This is a genomic window from Wenzhouxiangella limi, from assembly GCF_010499265.1.
Classification (GTDB): Bacteria; Pseudomonadota; Gammaproteobacteria; order Xanthomonadales; family Wenzhouxiangellaceae; genus Wenzhouxiangella; species Wenzhouxiangella limi.
This window is the reverse complement of record NZ_JAAGSC010000039.1, coordinates 131,288-154,566: the sequence shown is the minus strand read 5'-3', so window position 1 is coordinate 154,566 and position 23,279 is coordinate 131,288. Positions and strand designations below refer to the sequence as shown.

Sequence of the window (23,279 nt, the reverse complement as noted above, 5' to 3'; positions counted from 1 at the left end):
GGGCCGGCCCTCGCGGCCGGCCCGCTGTGGCCCTACAATGGCGACCATGTCGCACCTGTTCGATACCTACGTCAGAATGCCCGTCGCCCTGGTGCGCGGCGACGGCGCGTGGCTTTACGACGACCAGAATCGCCGCTATCTCGACGCGCTCAGCGGCATCGCCGTCTGCAGCCTGGGCCACGCCCATCCCCGTATCGCCGCCGCCCTGGCCGACCAGGCCGGCAAGCTCATCCACACCGCCAATATCGTGCGCATTCCCGAGCAGGAGCGGCTGGCCGAGCGGCTGGCCGAGATCAGCGGCCTGGATCGAGCTTTCATCGCCAACTCCGGCGCCGAGGCGATCGAGTGCGCGCTCAAGCTGGCCCGGCGCCACGCCCATGCGCGCGGCATCGAGCAACCCGCCGTGCTGGTCGCCAGCGACAGTTTTCACGGCCGCACCCTGGCCGCGCTCAGCGCCTCGGGCAACAGCACCATCCAGGCCGGCTTCGGGCCGCTGGTCGAGGGTTTCGTGCGGGTGCCTTTCGGCGACCGCGAAGCCGCAGCCGAGGCCTTCGAGCAGCACCCGAACCTGGTCGCGGCGCTGGTCGAGCCGATCCAGGGCGAGGGCGGCGTTCGCGTGCCGCCCGACGGTTACCTGAGCGCGCTGCGAGACTTGTGCGACCGGCACGATGCGCTGCTGATGCTTGACGAAATCCAGGCCGGCATCGGCCGCACCGGGCGCTGGTTCGCCTTCCAGCACGAGACCGGCCTGCTGCCGGACGTGATCACGGTGGCCAAGGCGCTCGGCAACGGCGTGCCGATCGGCGCCTGCCTGGCCCGCGAACACGTCGCCGCCCTGCTCGCCCCCGGCTCCCACGGCACCACCTTCGGCGGCAATCCGCTGGCCTGCCGGGTGGCGCTGGAGGTGCTCGCCATTATGGCGGAGGTCAATATCCCGGCGCAGGCCGAACGCGCCGGCAAGCGCCTGCTCGCGGGTCTGCGCCGCGCGCTGGCCGGCGTCGAAGGCGTGGTCGATATCCGCGGCCGCGGGCTGATGGTCGGGGTCGAGCTTTCCGAGGCCGCCGGCGAACTCAAGGACGCCGCCATGGCGCGCGGCCTGATCCTCAACATCACCCGCGGCAACGTCATCCGCCTGCTGCCGCCGCTGATCGTCGACGACGCGCAGATCGACCTGATCGTCGAGATCGTCGCCGATCTGGTCCGGGAGAAATTTGCCGCCACGGTCTAAGCGGCCGCTCGATGCTTTTCAGGGCATCCGCGCTTGGTGGGGTAATCGGACGCGTGTTGGGTGCTGCCGGATCAAGCGGGTACGGGTGGTGCCGGATCAGGCCGAGGTTACGTGGCGCCGGATCGGTCGGGTATGGGCGGCGCCTGCTCGGGCGGGTACGGGTGCCGCCGGGTTTGCGGCGGCGATCGGCGTTTTGCAGGCGGGAGGTGATGGTGGCGCCTGGGTGCCGCGCACATTGCCTCGACGCTGCTTTATTGGATCAGCCATGGAGAGGGCTTCCTGCTAACGCGAGCGACGGATGGGGCGCTGGCTGTTCCGCGCCGCCTCCAACCCGGCGGCACCCGCACCCACCCGATCTGACATGTTGGTGGTGATGCAGATGTTCTTTGGAACTGGCATCAATCGCCTCGGATAGGCATCCCGCCGAAGTGAGGAGCGGAGACGGCGCTGGACTGCCCGCGCCGCCGCCAACCCGCCGCCACCCGTACCCACCCGTACCCACCCGTACCCACCCGATCTGACATGTTGGTGGTGATGCGGATGTTCTTTGGAACAAGCCGCCATCCTTCCGGGCAGTGAGGGGTGGGCGCTGTCCCCGACCATAGGGCCCGGAACGCGGCACCCGGCCATCCGCCGGCCCGAACAGGCGATCTCGCCAACAGCGCGCCCCCGACCAGAACGCTCGCCAGCGCCATTCGCCCGGCACCCAAAAGCCACTTTCCCCGGGGTCCGCCACCAGCAGCGCTGGCCCGGCGGTCGGGGACAGCGCCTACCCCTCGCTGCCGGCCACCACCCCTATCCGAGCCGGCCCAACAGCCCTGCGGTGTCGCGATCCAGCAGCGGCTTGAGGGCCTCCAGCGCCTCGGACAAACTCGCCTGATCGGCAGCCACCAGCGTGGCGTGGCCGACCTTGCGGCCCGGTCGGGGCTGCTTGTGGTAGTCGTGCCAGGCCAGCCCCGGCACCGCCAGCAGCTTTGCGCGCTCGGGCATGGCGCCGAGCCAGTTGAACATCAGCGCCACGCCGCGCGCGGCCGCGCTGCCCAGCGGCAGGTCGCAGACCGCGCGCAGGTGGTTTTCGAACTGCGAGGTCACCGCCCCCTCGATCGTCCAGTGGGCCGAGTTGTGCGGGCGCGGCGCGTATTCATTGGCGATCAGTTCGGAGCCGGCCGCGAACAACTCCAGGGTCAGGCAACCGACGTAATCCAGGGCCTCGAGCAGGGTCGTGACCGCGGCGCTCGCCTGCCCGGCCAACTCGGCGGACACGCCGGCCGGGCTGGCCGCCAGCCGAAGAATGCCGTCGCTGTGAACCGTCCGGGTCAGGGGGTAACAGCGCACCTCCCCGCTGGCCGACCGCACCGCGGTCTGGGCGCACTCGAAGTCGAAGTCGATCCAGCCCTCCAGGATCAGCGCCTGGCCGCCCAGCCTCTGCCAGGCCGGCTCCAGGTCTTCGTGGCTCTCTAAAACCGCCTGACCCTTGCCGTCGTAGCCCAGGCGGCGGGTCTTGAGGACGGCCGGCAGTCCGATCCGCTCGACCGCCGCCAGCAGATCAGGGCGAGTGTTCACGGCCGCGACCGGGGCGACGGGGATGCCCAGCCCTTCAAGCAGCGCCTTTTCCTCCAGCCGGTCCTGGCCGGCGGCGAAAGCGCGCGCCGGCGGTCGCACGGCGACCTGCTCGGCCAGCCGCGCCAGCACCGCGGCCGGCACGTTCTCGAAATCGGCGGTGACCCGATCGCACTCGGCCAGGGCCTGGAGCGCGGACGAATCGTCCCACTGCCCCACGTACAGCCGGCCCAGCTCACCGGCGCAGGCATCGGCCGAGGGATCGAGGAAAGAAAACGACAGGCCCAGCGGGCCGCCGGCTTCGGCCATCATGCGCGCCAGCTGCCCGGCGCCCAGGATTCCCACGTGCATGCGCTTTTCAGCTTCCCGGTACGGGGTTGGCCAGCACGCGCTCGGTCTGGCGCTCGCGCCAGGCGATGTAGCGTTCAGCGAACTCGGGGTCGAAAGCGGCCAGCATCGAGACCGCCAACAGCCCGGCGTTCCTGGCCCCGGCCTTGCCGATGGCCAGCGTGCCGACGGGTATGCCGCCAGGCATCTGGGCGATCGAAAGCAGCGAATCCAGTCCGTTGAGGGTGCGCGACTGTACCGGCACGCCGAGCACCGGCAGATGGGTCTTGCTGGCGACCATGCCCGGCAGATGGGCGGCGCCGCCGGCGCCGGCGATGATGACCTTCAAACCGCGCTCGGCTGCCTCTTGCGCATACTCGAACATGGCGTCGGGCGTGCGGTGGGCCGAGACCACCCGGCACTCGTGATCGACGTCCAGTTCCGCCAGGATTTCGCTGGCATGACGCATGGTGTCCCAGTCGCTTTGCGACCCCATGATCACGCCCACCCGTGGGCCGGTCTGCATGCTGGCTTACTCCTGATCGGTCAGGCGCGCTATGGTAGCAGGCCGAAGCTGGCGCCACAGGTCGCAGCGCGGCCATTGGCGTGCGCTCTCGCACCATCTTCAGCGGCGCTCGGTTAAACTATCCAGCATGAGCCTTCCCGATCATCTCCTCGATATCCTGTGCTGCCCGGTCAGCCACGAGCCGCTGCTGCCGCTGTCGCGCGACAAACTCAAGACCCTCAACGACAGCATCGCCGCCGGCGATATCCAGTTCGTCGACGGCGAGGCGGTGGAGCAGGCGCTGACCGCCGCCCTGATCACCCGCGATGGCAAGGTGGTGTATGCCGTCGAAGAGGGCATCCCGGTCCTGCTGCCCGAGCGCGGCATCGGTACGACGCAGCTCAAAGAGCCGCTCTAGAGCTCAGCCTTCGCCGTCCACCTTTCCGCTAAAAGCGCTCGACCTGCTCGCGAATCTCGCGGGCTCGTTCGCGAATGGCGCTGAGCCGTTCGGCGTCCATCCGGTCGACGTTTCGATACATCATCGTCATGCGCGGATTGCGCTCGAATCGCTCGCGATGACGGTCGAGGAAATCCCAGTACAGCGCGTTGAACGGACAGGCGTCCTCGCCCACGGTGTTGGCGACGCGGTAGCGGCAGTGGGCGCAGTGATCGCCCATGCGCTGGATGTACTTGCCGCTGGCCGCATAGGGCTTGGAGGCCAGCAGCCCGCCGTCGGCGTGCATCACCATCCCCAGCGTATTGGGTAGTTCGACCCAGTCGTAGGCGTCGGCATACACCGCCAGGTACCACTCGCAGATTTCTCTCGGGACCACGCCCAGCAGCAGGGCGAAGTTGCCGGTGACCATCAGCCGCTGGATATGATGGGCGTAGGCGTTTTGGCGGGTGGCATCGATCGCGCGCGCCAGGCAGCGCATCTGCGTCTTGCCGGTCCAGTACCAGTCCGGCAGCGGCTGATCGTTGCCCAGCGCATTGAGATCGGCATAGTCGGGCATTTTCAGCCAGTAGATGCCGCGGATGTATTCGCGCCAGCCGATGATCTGGCGAATGAAGCCTTCGACCGCGTTGAGCGGGGCCTGTCCATCCCGCCAGGCCTGCTCGGCGGCCCTGCAGACCTCCATCGGCGACAGCAGCCCCAGATTCAGGCTGCTCGACAGCCGGCTGTGAAACAGGTAGTCCTCGTCGTCCGGCAGGGCATCCTGAAAATCGCCGAAATACGGCAGCGCTGCGGACACAAAATGCGCCAGGGCACGCCGCGCCTGGGCGCGCGTAACCGGGTAATCGAAGCCCTCGAGAACGCCGAAATGCGGGATGCGCTTGTCAACCAGCGCCAGGACTTCGTCGGTGGTCGCGTCCGGCGTGAACCGCATCGGCCGGGCCGCAGGCGGATCACCCCGCCAGCGCTTGCGATTGTCGGCGTCGAAGTTCCAGCTGCCGCCGACCGGCTGGTCGTCTTCCATCAGCAGCCCGGTGCGCCGCCGCATGGGGCGATAAAAGTACTCCATGCGCAGCTGCTTGCGCCCCCGCGCCCAGCGCTCGAAGTCTTCCAATGCGCCAAGAAAGCGGGTATCGGGCAGCACGCTAACGGCAACGCCCAGCTCCTGTTCCCAGGCGCGGACTTCTTCCAGCAGCCGCCACTCGCCCGGCCAGGCGACAAGCAGCGTGTCAACGCCCTCGGCCGCGCTCGCCCAACGCACCAGATCGGTGAAAGAGCGGATGTCGCTGTCGGGGTCGAAGACGTGGTAGGTCACCGACCAGCCGGCCTGCTCCAGCTCGTCGCGAAAGTGGCGCATGGCGGAAAAGATCAGGGCGATCTTTTTGCCGTGATGGCGGACATACTCGGTCTCCGCGACCAGTTCGCCCATCAGCAGGCGGTCGCAAGCCGGGTCCAGCGCATCCAGCAGTGCGTGATCGAGGTTGAGCTGATCGCCGAAAATCAATCCCAGTCTGGCCATGATGCTCTCCAAATTATTAAAAAACGGCGCTCAATACACCTGAATTTTGACCACGATCAATTCCTGTCGCGCAGCCAAAGCGTAAGCTGAGTGTCATATATTCCACACTAACGACGGAGAGAGGAGAGTCATGATGATCCGCACCCTAACAACTGTCGCGGTCGCCGGCCTGTTTTCAGCCAACGTCATGGCCCAGGGGGCCGGTGACTGGCTGGCTCGCGTCGGCCTGGGTTACGTCAGCCCCGATACCGACAGCGGCAATCTGGTCGTTGGCGGCGATACTCTCGAGGGCTACCAGATCGACGTGGGCAACAACACCCGCCCGATCGTCGAACTGACCTACATGGCCACCGACCATATCGGCTTCGAAGTGCTGGCCTCTTGGCCGTTCGAGCACGATATCGACGCGGCAGGCGTTCTCGACGGCGCCGGCAAGCTGGGTGAAACCAAGCACCTGCCGCCGACGCTCAGCCTGCAGTACCACTTCATGCCGGGCGCGGCCTTCCGCCCGTATGCCGGCGTCGGCCTGAACTACACCATCTTCTTCAGTGAAGACGCCACCGAGACCCTCGACGGCGCCCTGGGCGGACCGTCCAGCCTGTCGATCGACGACTCGTTCGGCGTGGCCCTGCAGCTGGGTGCCGACTTCGACATCAGCGACACGATGTTCCTGAACCTGAACCTGCGATATATCCAGATCGAAGCGGACGCCAAGATCAAGACCCAGACCGCCGACGGCGAAGTCGTCAGCCGGATCAAGGCCGACATCGACCCGATGGTCGTCTCGGCCGCAGTGGGGTTCCGCTTCTAGACACCGTCTCCTCCAAAAAGCACATTTTCCAAATGTGTCTTTGCTTGCCATGCCTCGACCGCCGGGGCATGGCATTTTTTTTGACGGATCGGTTATAAAGGACGCATGGGTCCTGCTACACACTACCTGGACATCGAAGAACCTTTCCTGATGTACCGTGGCGGCGAACTGCCCGCCCTCCGTATAGCCTGGGAGACCTGGGGAACGCTGAATCCGGCGCGCGACAACGCCATTTTGCTGTTTACCGGCCTGTCCCCCGGCGCCCACGCCGCCTCCTCCCCGGTCGATCCGGCGCCCGGCTGGTGGGAGGATATGGTCGGCCCGGGCAAGCCGATCGATACAGATCGCTTCTTTGTCATCTGCGCCAACTCACTGGGATCGTGCAAGGGCTCGACCGGTCCGGCCAGCATCAACCCGGCCACCGGCAAACCCTGGCGTCTGCACTTTCCGGAACTGGCCATCGAGGACATCGCCCGGGCAACGCGCCTGGTCACCGACCATTTGGGGATCGGCAAACTGTATGCGGTCATCGGTCCGTCGATGGGCGGATTCACCGCGCTGGCCTGGCTCAAGCAGTATCCCGGCAGCACCGCGCGCCTGGGACTGATCTCGACGGCCTGCTCGGCCACGCCTTTTGCGATCTCGATACGCTCTTTGCAGCGCGAAGCCATCGTCACCGACCGCAATTTCCACAACGGCGACTACAGCGAAGATGAATGGCCGGAAGTGGGCATGCGCCTGGCGCGCAAACTCGGCATGATCACCTACCGATCCGCTGGTGAATGGCAGCGCCGTTTCGGCCGCAAGCGCCAGGATTACTTTCCGTCGACCCTGTTCGGCATGCGCTTTGACGTCGAATCCTACCTCGAGACCCACGCGCGCAAGTTTGTCGGCCAGTTCGACCCGTGCAGCTATCTCTACCTGTCGCGGGCGATGGACCTGTTCGACGCCTGCGACAGCGACGAAACGCTCAAAAACCTGTTCCGGCGTTGCTTTACCGGCCATGCCCTGGTCATCGGGGTCGAAACCGACATTCTTTTCCCCTTGCACCAGCAGCGCGACCTGGCCGGCGCGCTCGAATCCAGCGGCTCGGAGGTCACCTTCGAGGCCCTGCCGTCGGTCCAGGGACACGATGCCTTTCTGGTAGACTTCGAACGATTCGAACAACCATTCAGGGACTGGTTGGCGTAATATTGCTCCCCTCGCCGGGGTGGCGGAACTGGTAGACGCGCCGGACTCAAAATCCGGTTCTGGCAACAGAGTGCGGGTTCGATTCCCGCCCCCGGCACCATTAAATATTCCTATTTATCAATAACCTAGATGAGCACTACCAGCAAGCCGGGCCGCCATCGGCAGCCGGGCTTGCGGGTTTGGGTCTACTGAAAGCGGCTCCCGAAAATCTCGTCCGGCCGATCTGGACCGCGCCTCCAACATCCGGACAGGTCTCCACATCAATCTGAAAGACCGGCTTAAGGCGACGGCAAACGCCGCGCCTTTTCGATTGCATCGGCGCCTTCTCAAACCGATTTCATCGAGCTGCATATCAAGCATGTCAGCGGCGGCGGCTTTGCCGGGCAGGTGTTTGACAGCATTAGCCCCAAGGACATCCTGCGCTGTCAACAGACCACCGGCTAAAGCCCGCCGACTCTGCAAACGACGGCGCAAGAAATTTTCCATTTCGCGCTCACTTATACTCACCGGAGGCAGACAAGAACAACGCACCCAGGATTGTGCTCTGAATGAGCGGCTATCAACCTCCCTACACCATCACGACCGAGATCCTGAATCAGGTCGCACAGATCAGTGAGGCGGTTGGGCGACTGACTACGCTCACCGATCGAGCCAGGACGCTGCGCCTGCGACGAATCAACCGTATCCGAACCATCCGCGGGTCGCTGGCCATCGAGGGCAATACCTTGAGCGAAGACCAGATCACCGCGATTTTCGATGGCAAGCGGGTGATCGCACCGCCACGTGAAGTGCAGGAAGTGAAAAACGCCCTGACCGCTTATGATCGTTTCCACGCTTGGAAACCCGGGTCGGAAACGGATCTTTTGCAAGCCCATGAAATGCTGATGGCTGGCCTGATCAACGAGGCCGGCGCCTACAGATCAGGCGGTGTCGGGGTAATGGCAGGCGAACAGGTCATCCACATGGCGCCACCGGCTGAGCGCGTGCCAAAATTGATGGCCGATTTGCTGACCTGGCTGAACGCAACCAATGTGCACCCCCTTATCACCAGCTCGGTTTTTCACTACGAATTTGAGTTCATCCATCCGTTCGCCGATGGTAATGGCCGCATGGGGCGGCTTTGGCAAAGCCTGATTCTCGCGGAATGGCATCCGCTGTTTGCAGATATTCCGGTCGAGAGCTCGGTCTTTGAGCATCAAGCGGAATACTATCGGGCGATCGAGGAAAGCACGGAGCGGAGTGATTCAGAGCGGTTCATCTCCTTTATGCTGAGGATGATTCTGGAGACATTGACCACCTCAACCCCCCAAGTCAGCCCTCATGTCACACCCCAAGTCGCGGAGTTACTGGTCGCGCTAAAGGGTGAAATGGGTCGGGCAACGCTTCAGTCCGGCCTTGCTCTTTCAGATCGCAAGTCCTTTCGCGAGCGCTACCTCAAACCCGCCCTAGCCGATGATCTGATCGAAATGACGATTCCGAACAAACCCAACAGCCGGCTGCAAAAGTACCGTCTGACCGAGAAGGGCCAAGCGTGGCTCCGGGAGAACGCCGGGAATAGTCCCAAAGATTAATCGGTGCTGATCTGGGGACATTTCCGGGGGCATATGCGCCCAGTTAAAAGGTTTAATATATGTAAATCAATGGCTTAATGGACGTTTCGATTCCCGCCCCCGGCACCAAACACATCATTGTCAGCGCCCGCTGACCGCCTCGGCGCGCCGCATCAAATCAAATCATTATCGACGCGAGAAGCTTGTATGTGGCTCGGTTGAGCCCTAAAATCCCCCCGGCAATGCAAGTTCGTCTCATTCGTAGCAGACAGAAAAATGACCTTTGTACGTCACCTGAAGATTCGCACCAAGATCCTTTCGGGTCTCGGGTTCATTCTGGCGCTGTCCATGATGGGCGGATTTGTTGCCTACCTGAGCTTGAACAAGATTGGTCAGTCGTTCCATGAGGTCGCAGAGCAGCGGATGCCCGCGGTCAAGCTGCTGGCGTCCATGGAAGTGGAACTGCTCAACCTCATCAACAGCTACAGCCTCTTGCTGAGCACCGAGCAGGATCGGTCGGAACGCGAGGCGCTGGTCGCCGACATCGACGCCTACCGCGCCGCATATCAAGACTACAAGCGCCAGTACGACGCCTACGATCGCTCACCCGAAGAAGAGCAGGCCTACCAGCGACTCAATGCTTCGCTCGAGGCGCTACACGAAATCAACAGGCGCGAAATAGATCCGCGGCACCAGACTTTTCTTTCGCTTGGCCTCATGAGTCCGATCGCCCAGAATCGGGACATCCTGCAGGTCATGCGAAACCATGAGGGCTTCCGCCTGTACGTGTTGCGCTCCATTACCGACATGCGCCAGATCGAGCGTGGCCTCGATCCCACCGCGTGCAGTTTCGCGAAATGGCTGGCGTCTTTTGAACACGACAATCCAGAAATTGATGCGCTGATTCAGCAAATGATCCCGCAGCATGATGCCTTGCATGCCGCGGTTCCCTTGATCAACACCGCGATCGCGGAAGGCAGTCAGGCACAAGCCCTGCGCATTTTTGAAGCGCAGATGATTCCAACGGCGGATGCCGCGTTCGATTATTTTGAGCAGATCAACACGCTCGCCCAGACCGGCGCGACCGCGATCAGCGAGATGTCGTCGGTATTGGCAGGCGCGGCCACCGCCGCGCGAGCCGACGTGGTTGATTCGTTTGCGGAACTGGAACGCCTGGTTGCCGCAAGAACTGAAGGCGATGTAGAAGTCGTCGATACATTGATCACCCAAAGCAACCTGGTCAACATTTCCGGCATGAGTTTCGGAGTCGTCATTGCCATTGCGCTCGGACTGCTGATGACGCGCATGGTGACCGGCGGCATCAAGCAGGGCGTTGTCATGGCGGAAAGCATTGCCCAGGGGGATCTGTCAGTGCAGGCTGATTCGACGCTGGTCGCGCAGCGCGATGAAGTCGGCGATCTCGTACGGGCCATGGATGCAATGGCAGGCAAGCTCCGGCAGGCCTTGAGCACGGTCGCATCGGGCGCCGAAAGCATCACGGCGGCCAGCGACCAGACCGCCTCCACCGCCCAAAGCCTGAGCCAGGGCGCCAGCCAGCAGGCAGCGAGCGTCGAGGAGACCACGGCCTCCATTGAACAGATGTCGGCCTCGATCGCACAGAACACGGAAAACGCCAAAGTCACCGACACGATCTCCACCAAGGCCGCCGATGATGCGACCGAGGGGGGCAAGGCGGTCACCGAGACGGTCGACGCCATGAAGTCCATTGCCGAGAAGATATCCATCATCGACGACATCGCTTACCAGACCAACCTGCTGGCCCTGAATGCGGCCATCGAAGCGGCTCGGGCCGGAGAGCATGGAAAAGGCTTTGCCGTGGTGGCAACCGAGGTCAGAAACCTGGCCGAACGCAGCCAGGTGGCCGCCCAGGAAATCGGTGAGGTCGCCAAAAACAGCGTCAACCTGGCAGTCCGGGCGGGGGAGCTGCTGGATGAGATCGTGCCGGCGATCCAGAAAACCTCCAATCTCGTCCAGGAAATCAGCGCCGCGTCGAACGAGCAATCCAGTGGCGCCACGCAGGTTGGACAGGCCATGGAGCAGCTCAACGCCATCACCCAGCAATCGGCTTCGGCCTCCGAGCAGCTGGCCTCGACTTCGGAAGAAATGAAAGGCCAGGCCCAACAGCTGCAAAATGCGGTGTCGTTTTTCCGTTTCGAGCGCGACGCTGGAGCCGAAAAAGGCGGCGGCGGGTCGGTTCCGCCACCAACCAGAGAAGTGTCCCGCCACCCTCCACCAGCGGCCCAGGCGCAGCCCGACGACTCCGGGTTCGTGCGCTTTTGATAGACGGGCTGGCGAAGCGATTTCTGCTCTCGTCTCTGCTGGAGGCGCTGGCGGGAGACCCTGCAGTGCAGGGTCATCGTCGCTGACCTAGGACGTCGGCGTATCCAGGTCGGTGGCAAACAGCATGCCGATATCCTTGAATGACTTGAACTCGAGGTGGTTGCCGCTGGGGTCGGCGATGAACATGGTGGCCTGCTCGCCGCGGCGGCCCTCGAAGCGCAGGTAGGGCTCGATGACAAAGTCGATGCCGGCCGCGCGCAGGCGCTTGGCCATGGCCTGGAAATCGTCCCATTCCAGTACCGGCCCGAAATGGCTGGCCGGCACGGCGTGGCCGTCGACCGGGTTGCTCGCCGCGGCCGGATGATCTTCGGGTGCCACCTTGTGCAGCACCAGCTGGTGGCCGAAGAAATCCAGGTCCACCCAGCGTTCGGCGCTGCGGCCGGTGGCGCAGCCCAGCACCTGGGTGTAGAAGCGTACGGTCTCGTCGAGGTCGGTCACCGGCAGCGCCAGGTGAAAACGCGGGTAGTGGTCGCTCAAGGCAGCGGCAGACATGATCTGGTTCCAGCGGGCTCGTGTGTTCGCCGCGCAGTTTACTATGCCGGCGCTGCGGCAGGTGACCCTGCCATCGCTGGCGGTTATCATTCAGCCATGAACTGGTGCCCCGAACCATGCCCGGCCTGACCCGCCGGCATCAGCGCACGCACTATCTGCTGGCCCTGTTGCTGAGCCTGGTCGTGGCAGCGGCCAGCGTCACGGCGGTGGGGTTTCTGGCGAAATCCGAGAAACAGGCCCAGTCCCGCATTCTCGAAAGCCGGGCGGACCAGATTTACGGTCTGATCCGCAGCCGTTTTCAGCGCCATGAAAGCCGGGTACAGGCGGCCGCCGCGCTGTTTGCCAGCAGCGACCACGTCGACCGCGACGAATGGCGTCGCTTCGTGCAGACAGCCGTGGACGCCGACGATGGCATGTTCGAAATGTTCTGGGCCGAGCGCATCGTCGCCCCGGATCTGCCCGCGCTGCGGCAACGGCTGAACGAGGAAGGCATCGTCGACTTTCAGCTGCAGCCGCCCGACCCGCGTGAGCTCTATTGCCCCATCGTCTACAACGAGCCGCTGGAGACCCACCTCGACTCGCTGGGTCTCGATATCTGCACCCGCCCCAAAACCCTGCCCGCCGCCCGCATGGCCCGCGAGACCGGTCAGGTCCGGATCTCCGACCCGGTCAACCTGGTGGCCGACGCCGCCACGCCGATGAGCGGCTACGTCATGCTGGCATGGGTCGATGCAAGCCCGTCCCAGGCCGGCGGCTGGGTCGGCGGCACGGTCGCTCTGGAGTCGCTGTTTTCCGGGCTGGCCTCGCGCAGCGATCTGACATTGCAGTTTCGTGACCGGGCCGCAAACGAGCCGCTGTTGCTGAGCCATAGCGCTGATCAGGCCCAGGCCCGCGGTGTGATCGAGAGCGAACGCACGCTGTCGCTGGGCGGGCGGGATTTTCACCTGGTCGTGGGCACGTCTTCGGGGTCGAACCTGAACATGATTTTGCTGTTGACGGCCGGTCTGGCGATCGCCCTGCTGCTCGGGGCCCTGCTGATGTCGATCCTGCGAACGCGCGCTCGGGCCGAACAAATGGTCGATGAGGCCACTCAGGCCTATCGCGACAGCGAGCAACTGCTGGAGTCGGTGACCAACAATATCTCGGAGGGGATTTACCGGGGTGTGCCGGGCCAGGGGCTGGTCTACATCAACCAGGCGCTGGCGCATATGTTCGGCTTTGCCGATACCGAGACGATGATGGAGCGCTCCGGTCCGATTCTGTACGCCTCGCCCAGCCAGCGCGAGAAGCTCTACCAGCTACTGATCGACGACGGCGCCTACCGCAACCAGGAGGTGGAGTTCGTCCGCCCCGACGGCAGCCACTTCTATGCCATCAACAGCGCCGTGGCCAGCCGCAACGCCGACGGCTCCGTCGCCCATTTTGACGGCGTGATCTCCGATATCACCGAGCGCAAGCAGGCCGAGGAAGCCGTCCACCGCCTGGCCCACTATGACCCGCTCACCGGGCTGCCCAACCGCACCCTGCTCAACGATCGCATCGGCCAGGCCATCGCCCATGCCGGGCGCAAGCAGCGACCGGTCGCAGTCATGTTCATGGATCTCGACCGGTTCAAGGCGGTCAACGACTCGCTCGGCCACGGCATCGGCGACCAGCTGCTGGTCTCGGTCAGCGAACGCCTGCAGAAATCCCTGCGCCAGTACGACACCATCAGCCGCCTGGGGGGCGACGAGTTCGTCATCGTGATGCCGGGCGCGGGTTTCGACGCCGCCACCCAGAAAGCCAACAGCCTGATTCGGGAGTTTCGCGAGGTGTTCGAGATCGATGGCCATGAACTGGTCATCACGCCCAGCATCGGGATTTCCATCTACCCCGAAGACGGGGACCAGTCCGAGGCACTGATCCGCCACGCCGATACGGCGATGTACCACGCCAAGGAGCAGGGTCGCGCGACCTTCGAGTTTTTCACCCGGGAGCTCAACAAGCGCGCCTACGAGCGCCTGAGTACGGAGACCCACCTGCGCGGAGCGCTGGCCAACGATGAGCTGCAGCTGGTCTACCAGCCGATCGTGGAGCCGCAGTCGGGTCGGATCCGGGCCGCCGAGGCCCTGCTGCGCTGGAACAGTCCCGTACTGGGTCGGGTCAGCCCGGAGCAGTTCATCCCGGTCGCCGAGCAGAGCGGCCTGATCGTCGAGATCGGGCACTGGGTCATCGAAACGGCGCTGATGCAGCTGGCCAGCTGGAAACGCCTGGGGATGAAGAATCTGATGGTGTGCGTCAACGTCTCGGCGGTGCAGTTCTGGCGCGGGAACCTGATGCAGTCAATCCAGCAATCGCTGGCGAGCTCCGGCCTGTCCGGGCGCGATCTGGAGATCGAGCTGACCGAAAACGTCATCATGAGTGACGTCGACAAGGCCCGCACCGTACTCAACCAGCTCCGTCCGCTGGGCGTTCGCCTGGCCATCGATGACTTCGGGACCGGCTATTCCAGCCTCAGCTATCTCAAGCAGTTCAAGGTCGATCACCTCAAGATCGACAAGTCGTTCGTGCGCGATCTCAAGACCGACTCAGACGATGCCGCCATCGTTTCGGCCGTGCTGAGCATGGCCCAGGATCTGCACGTCCAGGTCATCGCCGAGGGCGTGGAAAACGCCGAGCAGCTGGCGTTTCTGACCGACCGCAACTGCGATTTTATCCAGGGCTATTTCTTCAGCCGACCGCTGCCGCCCAATGACCTGATGCGGCTGTGGGCCCGCACCAACCGCTAGTGGACCACTAGCAGGCCATGGTCAGGGTATTGCCGCCTTCACCGTCCGGCCCGCGAATGGCCTGATCGGCCGCACCCAGCAACTCGATGGCCCGACCGTAGAGCTGGCTTTCGTCCATGTGACAGGCCAGGCCGATCGACAGGGTGACGCGGAAGGGTTCCTCGTCGGCATCGTAGAAGTCTTCGCCGGCGGTTGCGGCCCGCAAACGCTCCAGCTGGTCGTGGGCGCGCGAACGCGATACGCCCGGCAGCAACACCACGAACTCATCGGGCGCCGAGGAAAACACCAGCTGGGCCTGGCCGGTCAGGCGGGCCAGGCGCCGACGCAGTACCTGGAGCACCGCTTCGACGTCATTCGGTCCGTGGCGCGAGACCAGCTCATCGCGTTCGTCCAGGCGCACGAAAGCCAGCGACAGCGGATGGCCCAGGGTGGTGGCGCGGCGAAACTCCAGGTCCAGCCGCTCGTCGAGCAGCTCCATCGGGGGCGATTCGACCACCGCCTCCGCGGCCTGGGCGCTCGCGGCGCTGGCCGCGCCGTGGCTGGCGACGCGCTGCTCGTAAAAATAGGCCTCGCGGTTGGCCATGACCTGGCGGTCCGCCATGGCCTGGCGGGCCTGGTCGATGATCCCGGTCAAAAGCTGCGGCGCGATGATCTCGGTATCGTAAAGCTCGGCCATTTCAGGCAGGCGCTCGGAAATCTCGGTCAGCAGCGACTCGAGAAACGCCCGGTCCAGGTCGTCGAGCTTGGCGGCGGTACGCATCAGTTCTTCGGTCAGTTCCCCGGTATCGTCACCCAGCAGCAGGTCGGCGACCTTGCCGGCCACCTCGACGACCGCGAAAAATACTGCGTGTTCTGCCTGGTCGGCGTTGGGGCTGCGGCCGTGGACGCAGACCGGAACGTTGACCAGTTTTTCGGGCAGCTTCCAGTGCGCCATCAGCCAGCTGCCGGCCTCGGCGTGATCGGCGCCCAGGCGTTCGCGCTCCAGCCGGACCAGTTCTTCGTGATCGCGGGCTTCTTCCAGCAGCGGTCGGTATTCTTCCGGCAGGGCCGCACGCAGCGCCAGGATGCCGATATCCTGCAGCAGCGCGGCCAGGGCCAGCTCTTCGCTGTCGCGGCGACGCAGGCGGCTGCCGATCAGGCGCGCGGCGCAGCTGGCAATCAGCACGCGCCGCCAGCTGCGCTCAATGCCCTCGGTGTCGGCGTTGTCCTGCTGCAGCGTCCGGGCCAGGGAAAAACTCAGCGCCAGGGTCATGGTGGCGTTGAGCCCGATGACAACGATGGCCTGGCGCAGGCTCTCGCTCTTGCGGCGCCGGGCAAACAGGCAGGAATTGCTGGCGCGCATCAGCCGCGCGGCCAGCGCCGGGTCCTGGGATAACATTTCCACCAGCGAACTCAGGTCCACTTCCGGGTCGCGGGCCAGATCCACGATCTGCATGGCGATCCCCGGCGGCGTGGGCAGGTCCGGGCAAAAACGAAGCGCCGTTTTGATTCTCGGTGTGAGCATGCTGGTTGTTTTCTCAGGTTGTGCCTGAGCTTATACCGTTAACTTCCTGACTTCAACCGAGTATATCAGCGCTTGTGCGGACTGCAAGCGGAGATTTTTTCGTCGCTGGCGTTTTTTATCCGATTGCCGGATAATTGCGAGAGACCTTTCGGGCGGCCGCCGTGCTGCCGATTCTGCCCGCACCTGCCAGACTTTCTGCATGCTTCAAAAGCCCCTCATTGTGCTGTTGTGGATCTCGCTGAGCGCCGTTGCGGCCCTCGCCCACGCGCAGTCCGATGAAGGGCAAGCGGCCGGACAAAGTGCCGATCCGGCGCTGGAAGCCCTGATGCAATCAGCCGACGATGCGCTGGTTCGCGGCTGGCTGGTCGCGCCCCCGGGCAGCAGCGCCATGGACCTGTACCAGCAGGCCCTGGCAATGGACCCGGACAACGAACAGGCCCGCGCCGGTCTGGCCGCGGTCTACCAGGCGGCCCTGGAAGCGGCGCTGCTGCTGGCCGGCGAGCTGGAGTTCGAGGCCGCCGAGGACCTGCTGCAGCGGGCCGAGGCCACGGAGCAGGCCTCAGACGCCTTCGAGCAGGCTCGCAGCCGGGTGCAGAAACTGCGCGGCGAACATCTCGAACAGGCCGAGCAGGAAGCCCGTGATCTCATCGTCGCCGGCCGCTTCGTCCAGGCCGAAGACGCGATCACCGACCTCATCGCCATCGGCCTGCCGAGGCCACGGATCCAGGCGCTGCGCCAGGAACTATCCTACGCCCGGCTGTACGGCCGCCACCAGCCCGGTCAGATCCTGCGCGATCCGCTCGACGGCGATGCCGACCGGCTCGGCCCGGCCATGGTGGTCATTCCTTCGGGCCAGTACATGATGGGCTCACCGGAAAGCGAAAGCGGGCGCGCCGCGCATGAGGGCCCGCGCCATCGCATTGTCCTGCGCCAGGGCTTCGCGCTGGCGGTAACCGAAATCACCGTCGCCCAGTTTGGCGAATTCATCGACAGCAGTGACTACACCACCGACGCCGAGCAGCGCGGCTGGTCGCGGGTCTATGAAGTGCGCAGCGGGCGCATGAGCCGCCGCAACCGGATTCACTGGCGCCACGACTACCGCGGCCAGCCGGCGGAGCCGGATATGCCGGTGATCCACGTTTCCTGGCGCGATGCCCGGGCCTACGCGCAGTGGCTGGGCGAGCGCACCGGCCTCGGCTACCGCCTGCCGACCGAGGCGGAATTCGAATACGCCCTGCGCGCGCGCAGCCAGAGCCGTTACTGGTGGGGCCATGGGAGCCCCGATGAACCGATCGAGAACCTGACCGGCGACGGCGACCTCTCGCCCAGCGGCGCCAGCTGGAGCGTCGCCTTCGGCCAGTACAGCGACGGCCACTGGGGACCCGCACCGGTCGGCAGTTATCCCGCCAACCCCTTCGGCCTCCACGACATCGGCGGCAACGTGATGGAGTGGACCGAGGACTGCTGGCACGACAGCTTCGTGCGCGCCCCGTCCGACGGCTCGGCCTGGGTCAACGCCGGATGCGGTCAGCGAGTCATCCGGGGCGGCTCGTGGAGCAGCACGCCCGACATGTCGCGCTCGGCCTATCGCCTGGCCGGCAGCGAGACGTCCACCGACATGCGGGTCGGTTTCCGGGTGGCGCGGGACCTTTAAAAAAGGTCGCCGAACCGGGCTCAGAAGCGCACGAACCCGGACTCGTCCTCGTCACTGGATGAATCGGCCTGCCGGCTCTCGGCCTTGTGCGGCTCCGGCGCTTTGGGCGGCGGATCGTTCTTCATCGAAAAGCCGCCGCCGGACTGGCCCGAGCCGCCCTCGATGGTGAAAAACGACACCAGCTGCTGGAGCTGCTGGGCCTGGCCGCTCATCTCTTCAGACGTCGAGGCCAGTTCTTCGGAGGCCGAGGCCGACTGCTGGGTGATGGCATTGAGCTGCTCCATGGCCTGGTTGATCTGGTTGGCCCCCGAGCTCTGCTCGGTTGAGGCCGCGCTGATCTCCTGGACCAGATCCGAGGTCTTCTGGATCGCCGGGACGATCTCGTCGAGCAGCTCGCCGGCGCGCACCGCCAGGCTGACGCTGCCCTTGGCGACCTCGCCGATTTCCTGCGAAGCCACCTGGCTGCGCTCGGCCAGCTTGCGCACCTCGGCGGCAACGACGGCAAACCCCTTGCCGTGCTCGCCGGCCCGGGCTGCCTCGATGGCGGCGTTGAGCGCCAGCAGGTTGGTCTGGTAGGCAATATCGTCGATGATCGAGATCTTCTCGGCAATCGACTTCATGGCGTCGACCGTCTTGCCCACCGCCTGCCCGCCTTCGCCGGCGTCGGTGGCGGCCTTGGAGGCCATGGTGTCGGTGACCTTGGCGTTTTCGGTGTTCTGTTCGATCGAGGCCGACATCTGCTCGACCGAGGCCGTGGTCTCCTCGACGCTGGCGGCCTGCTCGCTCGCGCCCTGGCTCAAGGACTGGGCGGTCGAAGAGGTCTGCTCGCTGGCCGCGGTGATGTTGTCGGCGCCGGTGATTACCGAGCCGATGATTTCCCTGAGCTTGCGGGCCATGCGATCCATGGCCTGGACCAGCTCGCCGACCTCGTCTTTCTGGGCCAGCAAGGCCTGGTCGGCCTTGACGGTCAGATCACCATCAGCGATCCGCTTGGCAATGCCGACGCCTGAGTTGATGCCGCTGGTGATCATGCGCGTAATCAGCAGCCCCATGACCACGGCGATGATGGCACCGATAATCATGGCCGCGAAGTTGATCGTATTGCTTCGGGTGATGACCGCATCGCCGCTAACAACATCCTGCTCAGCATTGGCCACAACCAGCGCCTGCAGTTCCTCGAACGCGTCCAGGACATTGGACTGGGCCTCACGTGCCGGCCCGGTGATCAGTTCGTTCATTGACTCCAGGGCCGCGACCGCTTCCTGGGCGGCCTCGTTGATGCCGTTGAAGAATCTGAACACACCGACGGCGGCCGGCGCCATCTGCTCGGCATAGATCTCGAAGGCCCGGTCACGGTTGCCGTTGGCGATAGCCTGGTTGATCTGCGCAACCGCGGCGTGGAATTCATCGTGGAACGGCATGATTTCCCGGATCAGGCCATTGATCTGGTCGTTGCCGGTGCGGAAGTCCGGCAACCAGCGACCGAAGTTGCAGGCGGTGGGATCATCACCGCCGTTGAAAGCCTCCATGTTCTCGATCGCTTCGAGCACCCGGACCTGGAGCAAGGCATGGTCTTTCATGAACCGCTCAAGGTCGCGATTGGTGGCCACCGGCTGCATCAGGTCAATATCCAGGAAACTCTGGTGTTGCGGGTTGACCCGGGTGGTATTGATGTCGGCCAGTTCCTGCATGGCCGCGACCAGGCGCTGGTAGACCCGCTCTTCCTCGGCGGTTTGCTCGAGCTGCAGGTATTCCTCCTGAGCCGCCTGGTAGGTGGCGCGGTAGTCTTGAATCGCGCGGGTCAAACGATCCCGGTCGGCCCGATCCTGGCGGGTATCAAGTAAAAGTCCGTAGCTGTTGATCAACTGCAGCAAGTTGGCCTCGACCTCGCCCAGGGTCTGCACGGCCGGCAGTCGCTGTTGAGCCACCTGATGGAAAGAATTGCCCACACCGGTGAGCCCGCTGAAGCCGATCACGCCAATGGCGATGGCGATGGCCAGAATGATGGCAAACCCGGACAGGATTTTCGTACCGATCTTGAGGTTCTTGAAGGACATTGTTCTCGACTCCCTTTTTGACGTCCGCAGAAGGCCGCGGAAATTTACGCTATCACCCTGTGTTGGCCGGCCTTTTGATCTATCCCAAATAATTATTTTTTTATTACAAATGATCCGCCGTCGCCGAACCCATGATTTCGCGGGCCACCTCACCCAGGCCGATGACCTTGTCGGCTGCACCCAGGGCAATGGCTTCCTTGGGCATTCCGAAAACGATCGAGGACTTCTCGTCCTGGGCCACGGTGTGGGCGCCGGCATCGTGCATCGCTTTCAAGCCCCGGGCACCGTCGCCGCCCATGCCGGTGAGAATGAAGCCGACCGCGTTCTTGCCGGCCTGGTCGGCCACGGAACGGAACAGCACATCCACCGAGGGCTTGTGGCGGTTGACCGGCGGGCCGTCGAAGACCCGCGTGATGTAGTGGGCGCCGCTGCGCTCGATCTTCATGTGGCGCCCGCCCGGCGCAATCAGGGCAGTGCCCGGCAGGACCCGGTCGCGATCCCTGGCCTCGCGCACCTGGATCTTGCACAGGCTGTTGAGCCGCTGGGCAAACATGTCGGTGAATTTCTCGGGCATGTGCTGGACGATCACGATCCCCGGGCACAGCGCCGGCAAGGCCCTGAGCACCACCTCCAGCGCCTGGGTTCCCCCGGTCGAGGTGCCAATGGCGACAAGCTGCTGGGTGGTCTTGAGCATCGAGCCGCGCACCGGCGCGACGTGCGCGGTTTCCACCGGGGCGCTCGCCGAGGCGCTGACCTTGCTCATGCGCGCCTTGGCCGCCGCCTTGACCGCCGTGGCCACGTCGTTGGCCGAGTCCTGCAGGAACCCCTTCAGGCCGGCGCGCGGCTTGGTGATGATGCTGACCGCACCGGCGCTCATGGCCTGCATGGTGGTCTCGGCGCCTTTTTGCGTCAGCGTCGAGCAGATCACCACCGGCGTCGGTCGCTCGCTCATGATTTTGCGCAGGAACGTCAGGCCATCCATGCGCGGCATTTCGATGTCGAGCACGATGACGTCCGGCCAGCGCGCCTCCATCTTTTTCATGGCGAAAATCGGGTCCGGCGCCGCGCCCATGACCTCGATGCCGCGATCGGCCGACAGCATCTCGGTCAGGACCTGGCGCACCACCGCCGAGTCATCGACGATCAGGACGGAAATCTTTCTGCCGGTCATGATGATCTTCTCCCTTTGAGCGCAACCGGCGCAGAGAAACGTTGGCCGTACTGGACCCAGACCTCGCCTGAACCAAGGTCGAGCAATACTTTGCGATGCCGTTGTCCGCCGGTATCGGCGGCGCTCACACGAAAACCTTCGCGCTTGAGCAGTTCCAGCCCGATCGTGACATTGTCGGCAGCAACATCCAGCGGCGATGCGGCAACAAGGCTTTCATCGAACATCTGGCCGCCCCCGAAGACCTTGGCCTCGAAGGCCTCCGGCCGGCCGCCCGCAGCGCGCACCCTGTCGGCGAGAAATTCGATCGCCGAGGTGGCGTAGTAACCCGGCGCCTTTGCCGTCTCACCGGACGCCTGGCCGGTCCGACGCCCCAGCAGGTAATGACACATGCCGCCACAGCGCATCTGCGGATGCCACAAGGTGACGGCAACGCACGAGCCGAGCAAGGTTCGAACGGCCGCGGGCGCACGACCGAAGAACAGTTCGCCGGGCGAGAGCACGATCGGCTCGACGGTCGGGTCGCCGGACGTGGTATTCAGTGCCGCAGACATCAATCCCCTTCCTTGATATAGGTCGCCGGTTGTACCGCTTTGACCGCCGCGGTGACACCATGCAGGCTCTCGGCATGACCCACCATCAGGCAGCCGCCGGGCTTGAGCTGGCGCAGAACGTTGGCCACCACGCGCTTTTTGATCTCGAGGTCGAAATAGATCAGCACGTTGCGCAGCATGACAAGGTCGAACATACCGACCGAGGATAAATCTTCCTGCAGATTGGCGGCCCGAAATGACACCTTGCGCCGCAGCTTGCTTTCCAGGCGAAATGTGCCTGCGTGTTCACCCACACCCTTGAGGCAGTACTTGCGCAGGAATTCCTTGGGGATATTGTTGGCCCGCAGCAGCGGGTACTGACCGCGGGTGGCGGCGGCGACCACGCGGGTACTGATGTCGGTGCCGACGATTTCCCAGCTACCGCGATGGTGTTGTTCCATCACCATGGCCAGGGTATAGGCCTCCTCGCCGCTGGAGCTGGCCGCACTCCACAGCCGGACCGACCGCCCGGCCCAGTGCGGGATCAGGCGCTTTTCGATGAACTCGAAGTGGCGGGGTTCGCGAAAGAAATAGGTTTCGTTGGTGGTCAGGTGATCGATCGCGTTCTGGCGCTCGCGCAGGGCGGCCGGGTCGTTGCGCGCCTTGTCGATCCAGTTGAAGTACTCGCGGAAGGTCGCGTAGCCGAGTTCCCGCAGACGCTTGCTCAAACGCCCGGAGATCAGCGCCTTTTTCGACGGCGCCATGGAAATCCCGGCAGCGTCGTAAATCAGCTTTCTGAACAGCTCGAACTCTGCATCGGACAGGATCGGTGCAACACCGGGGTCGGCGCTGGCCCGCTTGTCCGTTCCGCTGGAATCATTCAACGCCCCGACTCCCGACAATCGCCATCAACGATGGCCCCGGCTGCGTCAAGTGTCCGCAGCTGCAATTGGCTCCCGCTGATCGGTCAGCCCTTTCCCGGCTCGGCCTCCCCGCTATCATCGTCGTCGTCCTCTTCGGGCAGATGCGCCGGCGCCATGTCGCGGACCTGCTGAACTGCGGCCAGTTCGTCGACCGACAGCACCTTGTCCTGGTCCAGGATGATGACGAAATCGTCGTTGAGCTTGCCCATGCCGCGAATGAAGTCGTTGCGGATCCTGGCGCCAAAGCCCGGCGCGGGGCGGATCTGGTCGTCTTCGATCTCGAGCACTTCGGAGACGCTGTCGACCATCACGCCCAGCTCGTGGCGAGCCTCCTCGGCGCCGATCTCGATGATGACCACGCAGGTCCGCTTGGTGATCTCAGAGGCCTTGAGGCCAAAACGCCGCGCCAGGTTGACCACCGGCACGACCTCGCCGCGCAGGTTGATCACGCCCTGGATGAAGTCCGGCATCATCGGCACTTTGGTGATCTTGCCGTACTCTAAAATTTCCTTGACGTTGAGAATGCCGAAGGCATAGGTCTCGGACTGCAGCTTGAAGGTCAGGTACTGGTTCTCGTCGCTGCCGGCCGCGGCCAGGCCGGCGGCGGTCACCGCCGTGGACTGGCCCTTGACGGGCAGGCTGGACTTGGTGTTGGTCTGCGTCATTGCTTTTCC

General features: G+C 64.3%; 18 protein-coding genes, 1 tRNA gene and 2 pseudogenes. 11 read left to right on the top strand and 10 right to left on the bottom strand.

Features of this window, described 5'->3' with window-relative positions; translation table 11 throughout:
• Nucleotides 1–46 precede the first annotated feature (46 nt).
• Nucleotides 47–1,228 (top strand): aspartate aminotransferase family protein, encoded by a 1,182-nt coding sequence (locus tag G3I74_RS06450; RefSeq protein ID WP_164210753.1) that lies wholly within the window; start codon nt 47–49, stop codon nt 1,226–1,228.
• 795 nt (nt 1,229–2,023) lie between these two features.
• Here the strand turns inward: G3I74_RS06450 and G3I74_RS06445 are convergent.
• Nucleotides 2,024–3,139, bottom strand: coding sequence for a 5-(carboxyamino)imidazole ribonucleotide synthase (locus G3I74_RS06445; RefSeq protein ID WP_164210752.1), 1,116 nt, complete (start codon nt 3,137–3,139; stop codon nt 2,024–2,026).
• A gap of 7 nt (nt 3,140–3,146) precedes the next feature.
• Nucleotides 3,147–3,641 carry a 5-(carboxyamino)imidazole ribonucleotide mutase gene (gene purE, locus G3I74_RS06440; RefSeq protein ID WP_164210751.1) on the bottom strand — a complete coding sequence of 165 codons (495 nt, stop codon included), beginning with the start codon at nt 3,639–3,641 and terminating at the stop codon, nt 3,147–3,149.
• Between the two features lie 127 nt (nt 3,642–3,768).
• Here purE and G3I74_RS06435 point away from each other — a divergent pair, with 127 nt between their 5' ends.
• Entirely contained in the window at nt 3,769–4,038 is a 270-nt protein-coding gene (locus G3I74_RS06435) for a Trm112 family protein (RefSeq protein WP_164210750.1), read from the top strand.
• Nucleotides 4,039–4,066: 28 nt separating this feature from the next.
• Here G3I74_RS06435 and G3I74_RS06430 read toward each other — a convergent pair whose 3' ends face one another.
• Nucleotides 4,067–5,593, bottom strand: coding sequence for a cryptochrome/photolyase family protein (locus G3I74_RS06430; RefSeq protein WP_164210749.1), 1,527 nt, complete (start codon nt 5,591–5,593; stop codon nt 4,067–4,069).
• A gap of 133 nt (nt 5,594–5,726) precedes the next feature.
• Here G3I74_RS06430 and G3I74_RS06425 point away from each other — a divergent pair, with 133 nt between their 5' ends.
• The 7 genes and pseudogenes from G3I74_RS06425 to G3I74_RS06400 all read left to right on the top strand — a co-directional run bounded on the left by G3I74_RS06425 (nt 5,727) and on the right by G3I74_RS06400 (nt 11,446).
• On the top strand, nt 5,727–6,404 hold the full coding sequence (locus G3I74_RS06425) for an OmpW/AlkL family protein (RefSeq protein ID WP_203594589.1): 678 nt from the start codon (nt 5,727–5,729) through the stop codon (nt 6,402–6,404).
• A gap of 105 nt (nt 6,405–6,509) precedes the next feature.
• Nucleotides 6,510–7,595 (top strand): homoserine O-acetyltransferase MetX, encoded by a 1,086-nt coding sequence (gene metX, locus G3I74_RS06420; RefSeq protein ID WP_164210747.1) that lies wholly within the window; start codon nt 6,510–6,512, stop codon nt 7,593–7,595.
• 13 nt (nt 7,596–7,608) lie between these two features.
• Nucleotides 7,609–7,695, top strand: a tRNA-Leu gene (locus tag G3I74_RS06415).
• 206 nt (nt 7,696–7,901) lie between these two features.
• Nucleotides 7,902–8,039: pseudogene (locus G3I74_RS15895) on the top strand (CDP-6-deoxy-delta-3,4-glucoseen reductase); the annotation flags it as partial.
• Nucleotides 8,040–8,143: 104 nt separating this feature from the next.
• Nucleotides 8,144–9,166, top strand: a complete 1,023-nt coding sequence (locus tag G3I74_RS06405; protein ID WP_164210746.1) for a Fic family protein — start codon at nt 8,144–8,146, stop codon at nt 9,164–9,166.
• A gap of 255 nt (nt 9,167–9,421) precedes the next feature.
• Nucleotides 9,422–9,751: pseudogene (locus G3I74_RS16310) on the top strand (MCP four helix bundle domain-containing protein); the annotation flags it as partial.
• A gap of 201 nt (nt 9,752–9,952) precedes the next feature.
• The gene (locus G3I74_RS06400) at nt 9,953–11,446 is read left to right on the top strand and encodes a methyl-accepting chemotaxis protein (RefSeq protein WP_239056668.1); all 1,494 of its coding nucleotides are present in this window, start codon (nt 9,953–9,955) and stop codon (nt 11,444–11,446) included.
• A gap of 87 nt (nt 11,447–11,533) precedes the next feature.
• Here the strand turns inward: G3I74_RS06400 and G3I74_RS06395 are convergent, their stop codons facing one another.
• Nucleotides 11,534–11,998 (bottom strand): VOC family protein, encoded by a 465-nt coding sequence (locus G3I74_RS06395; protein ID WP_164210744.1) that lies wholly within the window; start codon nt 11,996–11,998, stop codon nt 11,534–11,536.
• 116 nt (nt 11,999–12,114) lie between these two features.
• Here G3I74_RS06395 and G3I74_RS06390 point away from each other — a divergent pair, with 116 nt between their 5' ends.
• Entirely contained in the window at nt 12,115–14,766 is a 2,652-nt protein-coding gene (locus G3I74_RS06390) for a bifunctional diguanylate cyclase/phosphodiesterase (RefSeq protein WP_203594588.1), read from the top strand.
• Nucleotides 14,767–14,773: 7 nt separating this feature from the next.
• On the opposite strand, the gene G3I74_RS06385 is transcribed toward G3I74_RS06390, so the two are convergent.
• Nucleotides 14,774–16,270, bottom strand: a complete 1,497-nt coding sequence (locus tag G3I74_RS06385) for a sensor domain-containing diguanylate cyclase (RefSeq protein WP_164210742.1) — start codon at nt 16,268–16,270, stop codon at nt 14,774–14,776.
• Between the two features lie 199 nt (nt 16,271–16,469).
• Between G3I74_RS06385 and G3I74_RS06380 the strand changes: the two genes are divergently transcribed.
• On the top strand, nt 16,470–17,924 hold the full coding sequence (locus G3I74_RS06380) for a formylglycine-generating enzyme family protein (protein ID WP_164210741.1): 1,455 nt from the start codon (nt 16,470–16,472) through the stop codon (nt 17,922–17,924).
• 20 nt (nt 17,925–17,944) lie between these two features.
• Here the strand turns inward: G3I74_RS06380 and G3I74_RS06375 are convergent, their stop codons facing one another.
• The 5 genes from G3I74_RS06375 to G3I74_RS06355 form a co-directional block, all read right to left on the bottom strand.
• Complete coding sequence (locus G3I74_RS06375; RefSeq protein ID WP_164210740.1) at nt 17,945–19,981, bottom strand: methyl-accepting chemotaxis protein; 2,037 nt, start codon at nt 19,979–19,981, stop codon at nt 17,945–17,947.
• A 103-nt stretch (nt 19,982–20,084) separates the two neighbouring features.
• A complete protein-coding gene (locus G3I74_RS06370) occupies nt 20,085–21,152 on the bottom strand; it encodes a protein-glutamate methylesterase/protein-glutamine glutaminase (protein WP_164210739.1) in 1,068 nt (355 codons plus the stop codon).
• Entirely contained in the window at nt 21,149–21,703 is a 555-nt protein-coding gene (locus tag G3I74_RS06365; protein WP_164210738.1) for a chemotaxis protein CheD, read from the bottom strand. Before G3I74_RS06365 ends, G3I74_RS06370 begins: the two co-directional genes overlap by 4 nt.
• Complete coding sequence (locus G3I74_RS06360) at nt 21,703–22,566, bottom strand: CheR family methyltransferase (RefSeq protein ID WP_239056666.1); 864 nt, start codon at nt 22,564–22,566, stop codon at nt 21,703–21,705. Before G3I74_RS06360 ends, G3I74_RS06365 begins: the two co-directional genes overlap by 1 nt.
• 83 nt (nt 22,567–22,649) lie before the next feature.
• Entirely contained in the window at nt 22,650–23,270 is a 621-nt protein-coding gene (locus G3I74_RS06355) for a chemotaxis protein CheW (protein WP_164210737.1), read from the bottom strand.
• Nucleotides 23,271–23,279: the final 9 nt, after the last annotated feature.

Excerpts from the sequence above, each read along its gene's own strand:
- G3I74_RS06395 (WP_164210744.1), bottom strand. The coding sequence starts at position 11,998 with ATGTCTGCCGCTGCCTTGAGCGACCACTACCCGCGTTTTCACCTGGCG.
- G3I74_RS06425 (WP_203594589.1), top strand. The coding sequence starts at position 5,727 with ATGATCCGCACCCTAACAACTGTCGCGGTCGCCGGCCTGTTTTCAGCC.
- G3I74_RS06355 (WP_164210737.1), bottom strand. The coding sequence starts at position 23,270 with ATGACGCAGACCAACACCAAGTCCAGCCTGCCCGTCAAGGGCCAGTCC.
- G3I74_RS06445 (WP_164210752.1), bottom strand. The coding sequence starts at position 3,139 with ATGCACGTGGGAATCCTGGGCGCCGGGCAGCTGGCGCGCATGATGGCC.
- G3I74_RS06365 (WP_164210738.1), bottom strand. The coding sequence starts at position 21,703 with ATGTCTGCGGCACTGAATACCACGTCCGGCGACCCGACCGTCGAGCCG.
- G3I74_RS06405 (WP_164210746.1), top strand. The coding sequence starts at position 8,144 with ATGAGCGGCTATCAACCTCCCTACACCATCACGACCGAGATCCTGAAT.
- G3I74_RS06400 (WP_239056668.1), top strand. The coding sequence starts at position 9,953 with ATGCGCCAGATCGAGCGTGGCCTCGATCCCACCGCGTGCAGTTTCGCG.
- purE (WP_164210751.1), bottom strand. The coding sequence starts at position 3,641 with ATGCAGACCGGCCCACGGGTGGGCGTGATCATGGGGTCGCAAAGCGAC.
- G3I74_RS06370 (WP_164210739.1), bottom strand. The coding sequence starts at position 21,152 with ATGACCGGCAGAAAGATTTCCGTCCTGATCGTCGATGACTCGGCGGTG.
- G3I74_RS06390 (WP_203594588.1), top strand. The coding sequence starts at position 12,115 with ATGCCCGGCCTGACCCGCCGGCATCAGCGCACGCACTATCTGCTGGCC.
- G3I74_RS06450 (WP_164210753.1), top strand. The coding sequence starts at position 47 with ATGTCGCACCTGTTCGATACCTACGTCAGAATGCCCGTCGCCCTGGTG.
- G3I74_RS06380 (WP_164210741.1), top strand. The coding sequence starts at position 16,470 with ATGCTTCAAAAGCCCCTCATTGTGCTGTTGTGGATCTCGCTGAGCGCC.
- G3I74_RS06430 (WP_164210749.1), bottom strand. The coding sequence starts at position 5,593 with ATGGCCAGACTGGGATTGATTTTCGGCGATCAGCTCAACCTCGATCAC.
- G3I74_RS06375 (WP_164210740.1), bottom strand. The coding sequence starts at position 19,981 with ATGTCCTTCAAGAACCTCAAGATCGGTACGAAAATCCTGTCCGGGTTT.
- G3I74_RS06385 (WP_164210742.1), bottom strand. The coding sequence starts at position 16,270 with ATGCTCACACCGAGAATCAAAACGGCGCTTCGTTTTTGCCCGGACCTG.
- metX (WP_164210747.1), top strand. The coding sequence starts at position 6,510 with ATGGGTCCTGCTACACACTACCTGGACATCGAAGAACCTTTCCTGATG.
- G3I74_RS06435 (WP_164210750.1), top strand. The coding sequence starts at position 3,769 with ATGAGCCTTCCCGATCATCTCCTCGATATCCTGTGCTGCCCGGTCAGC.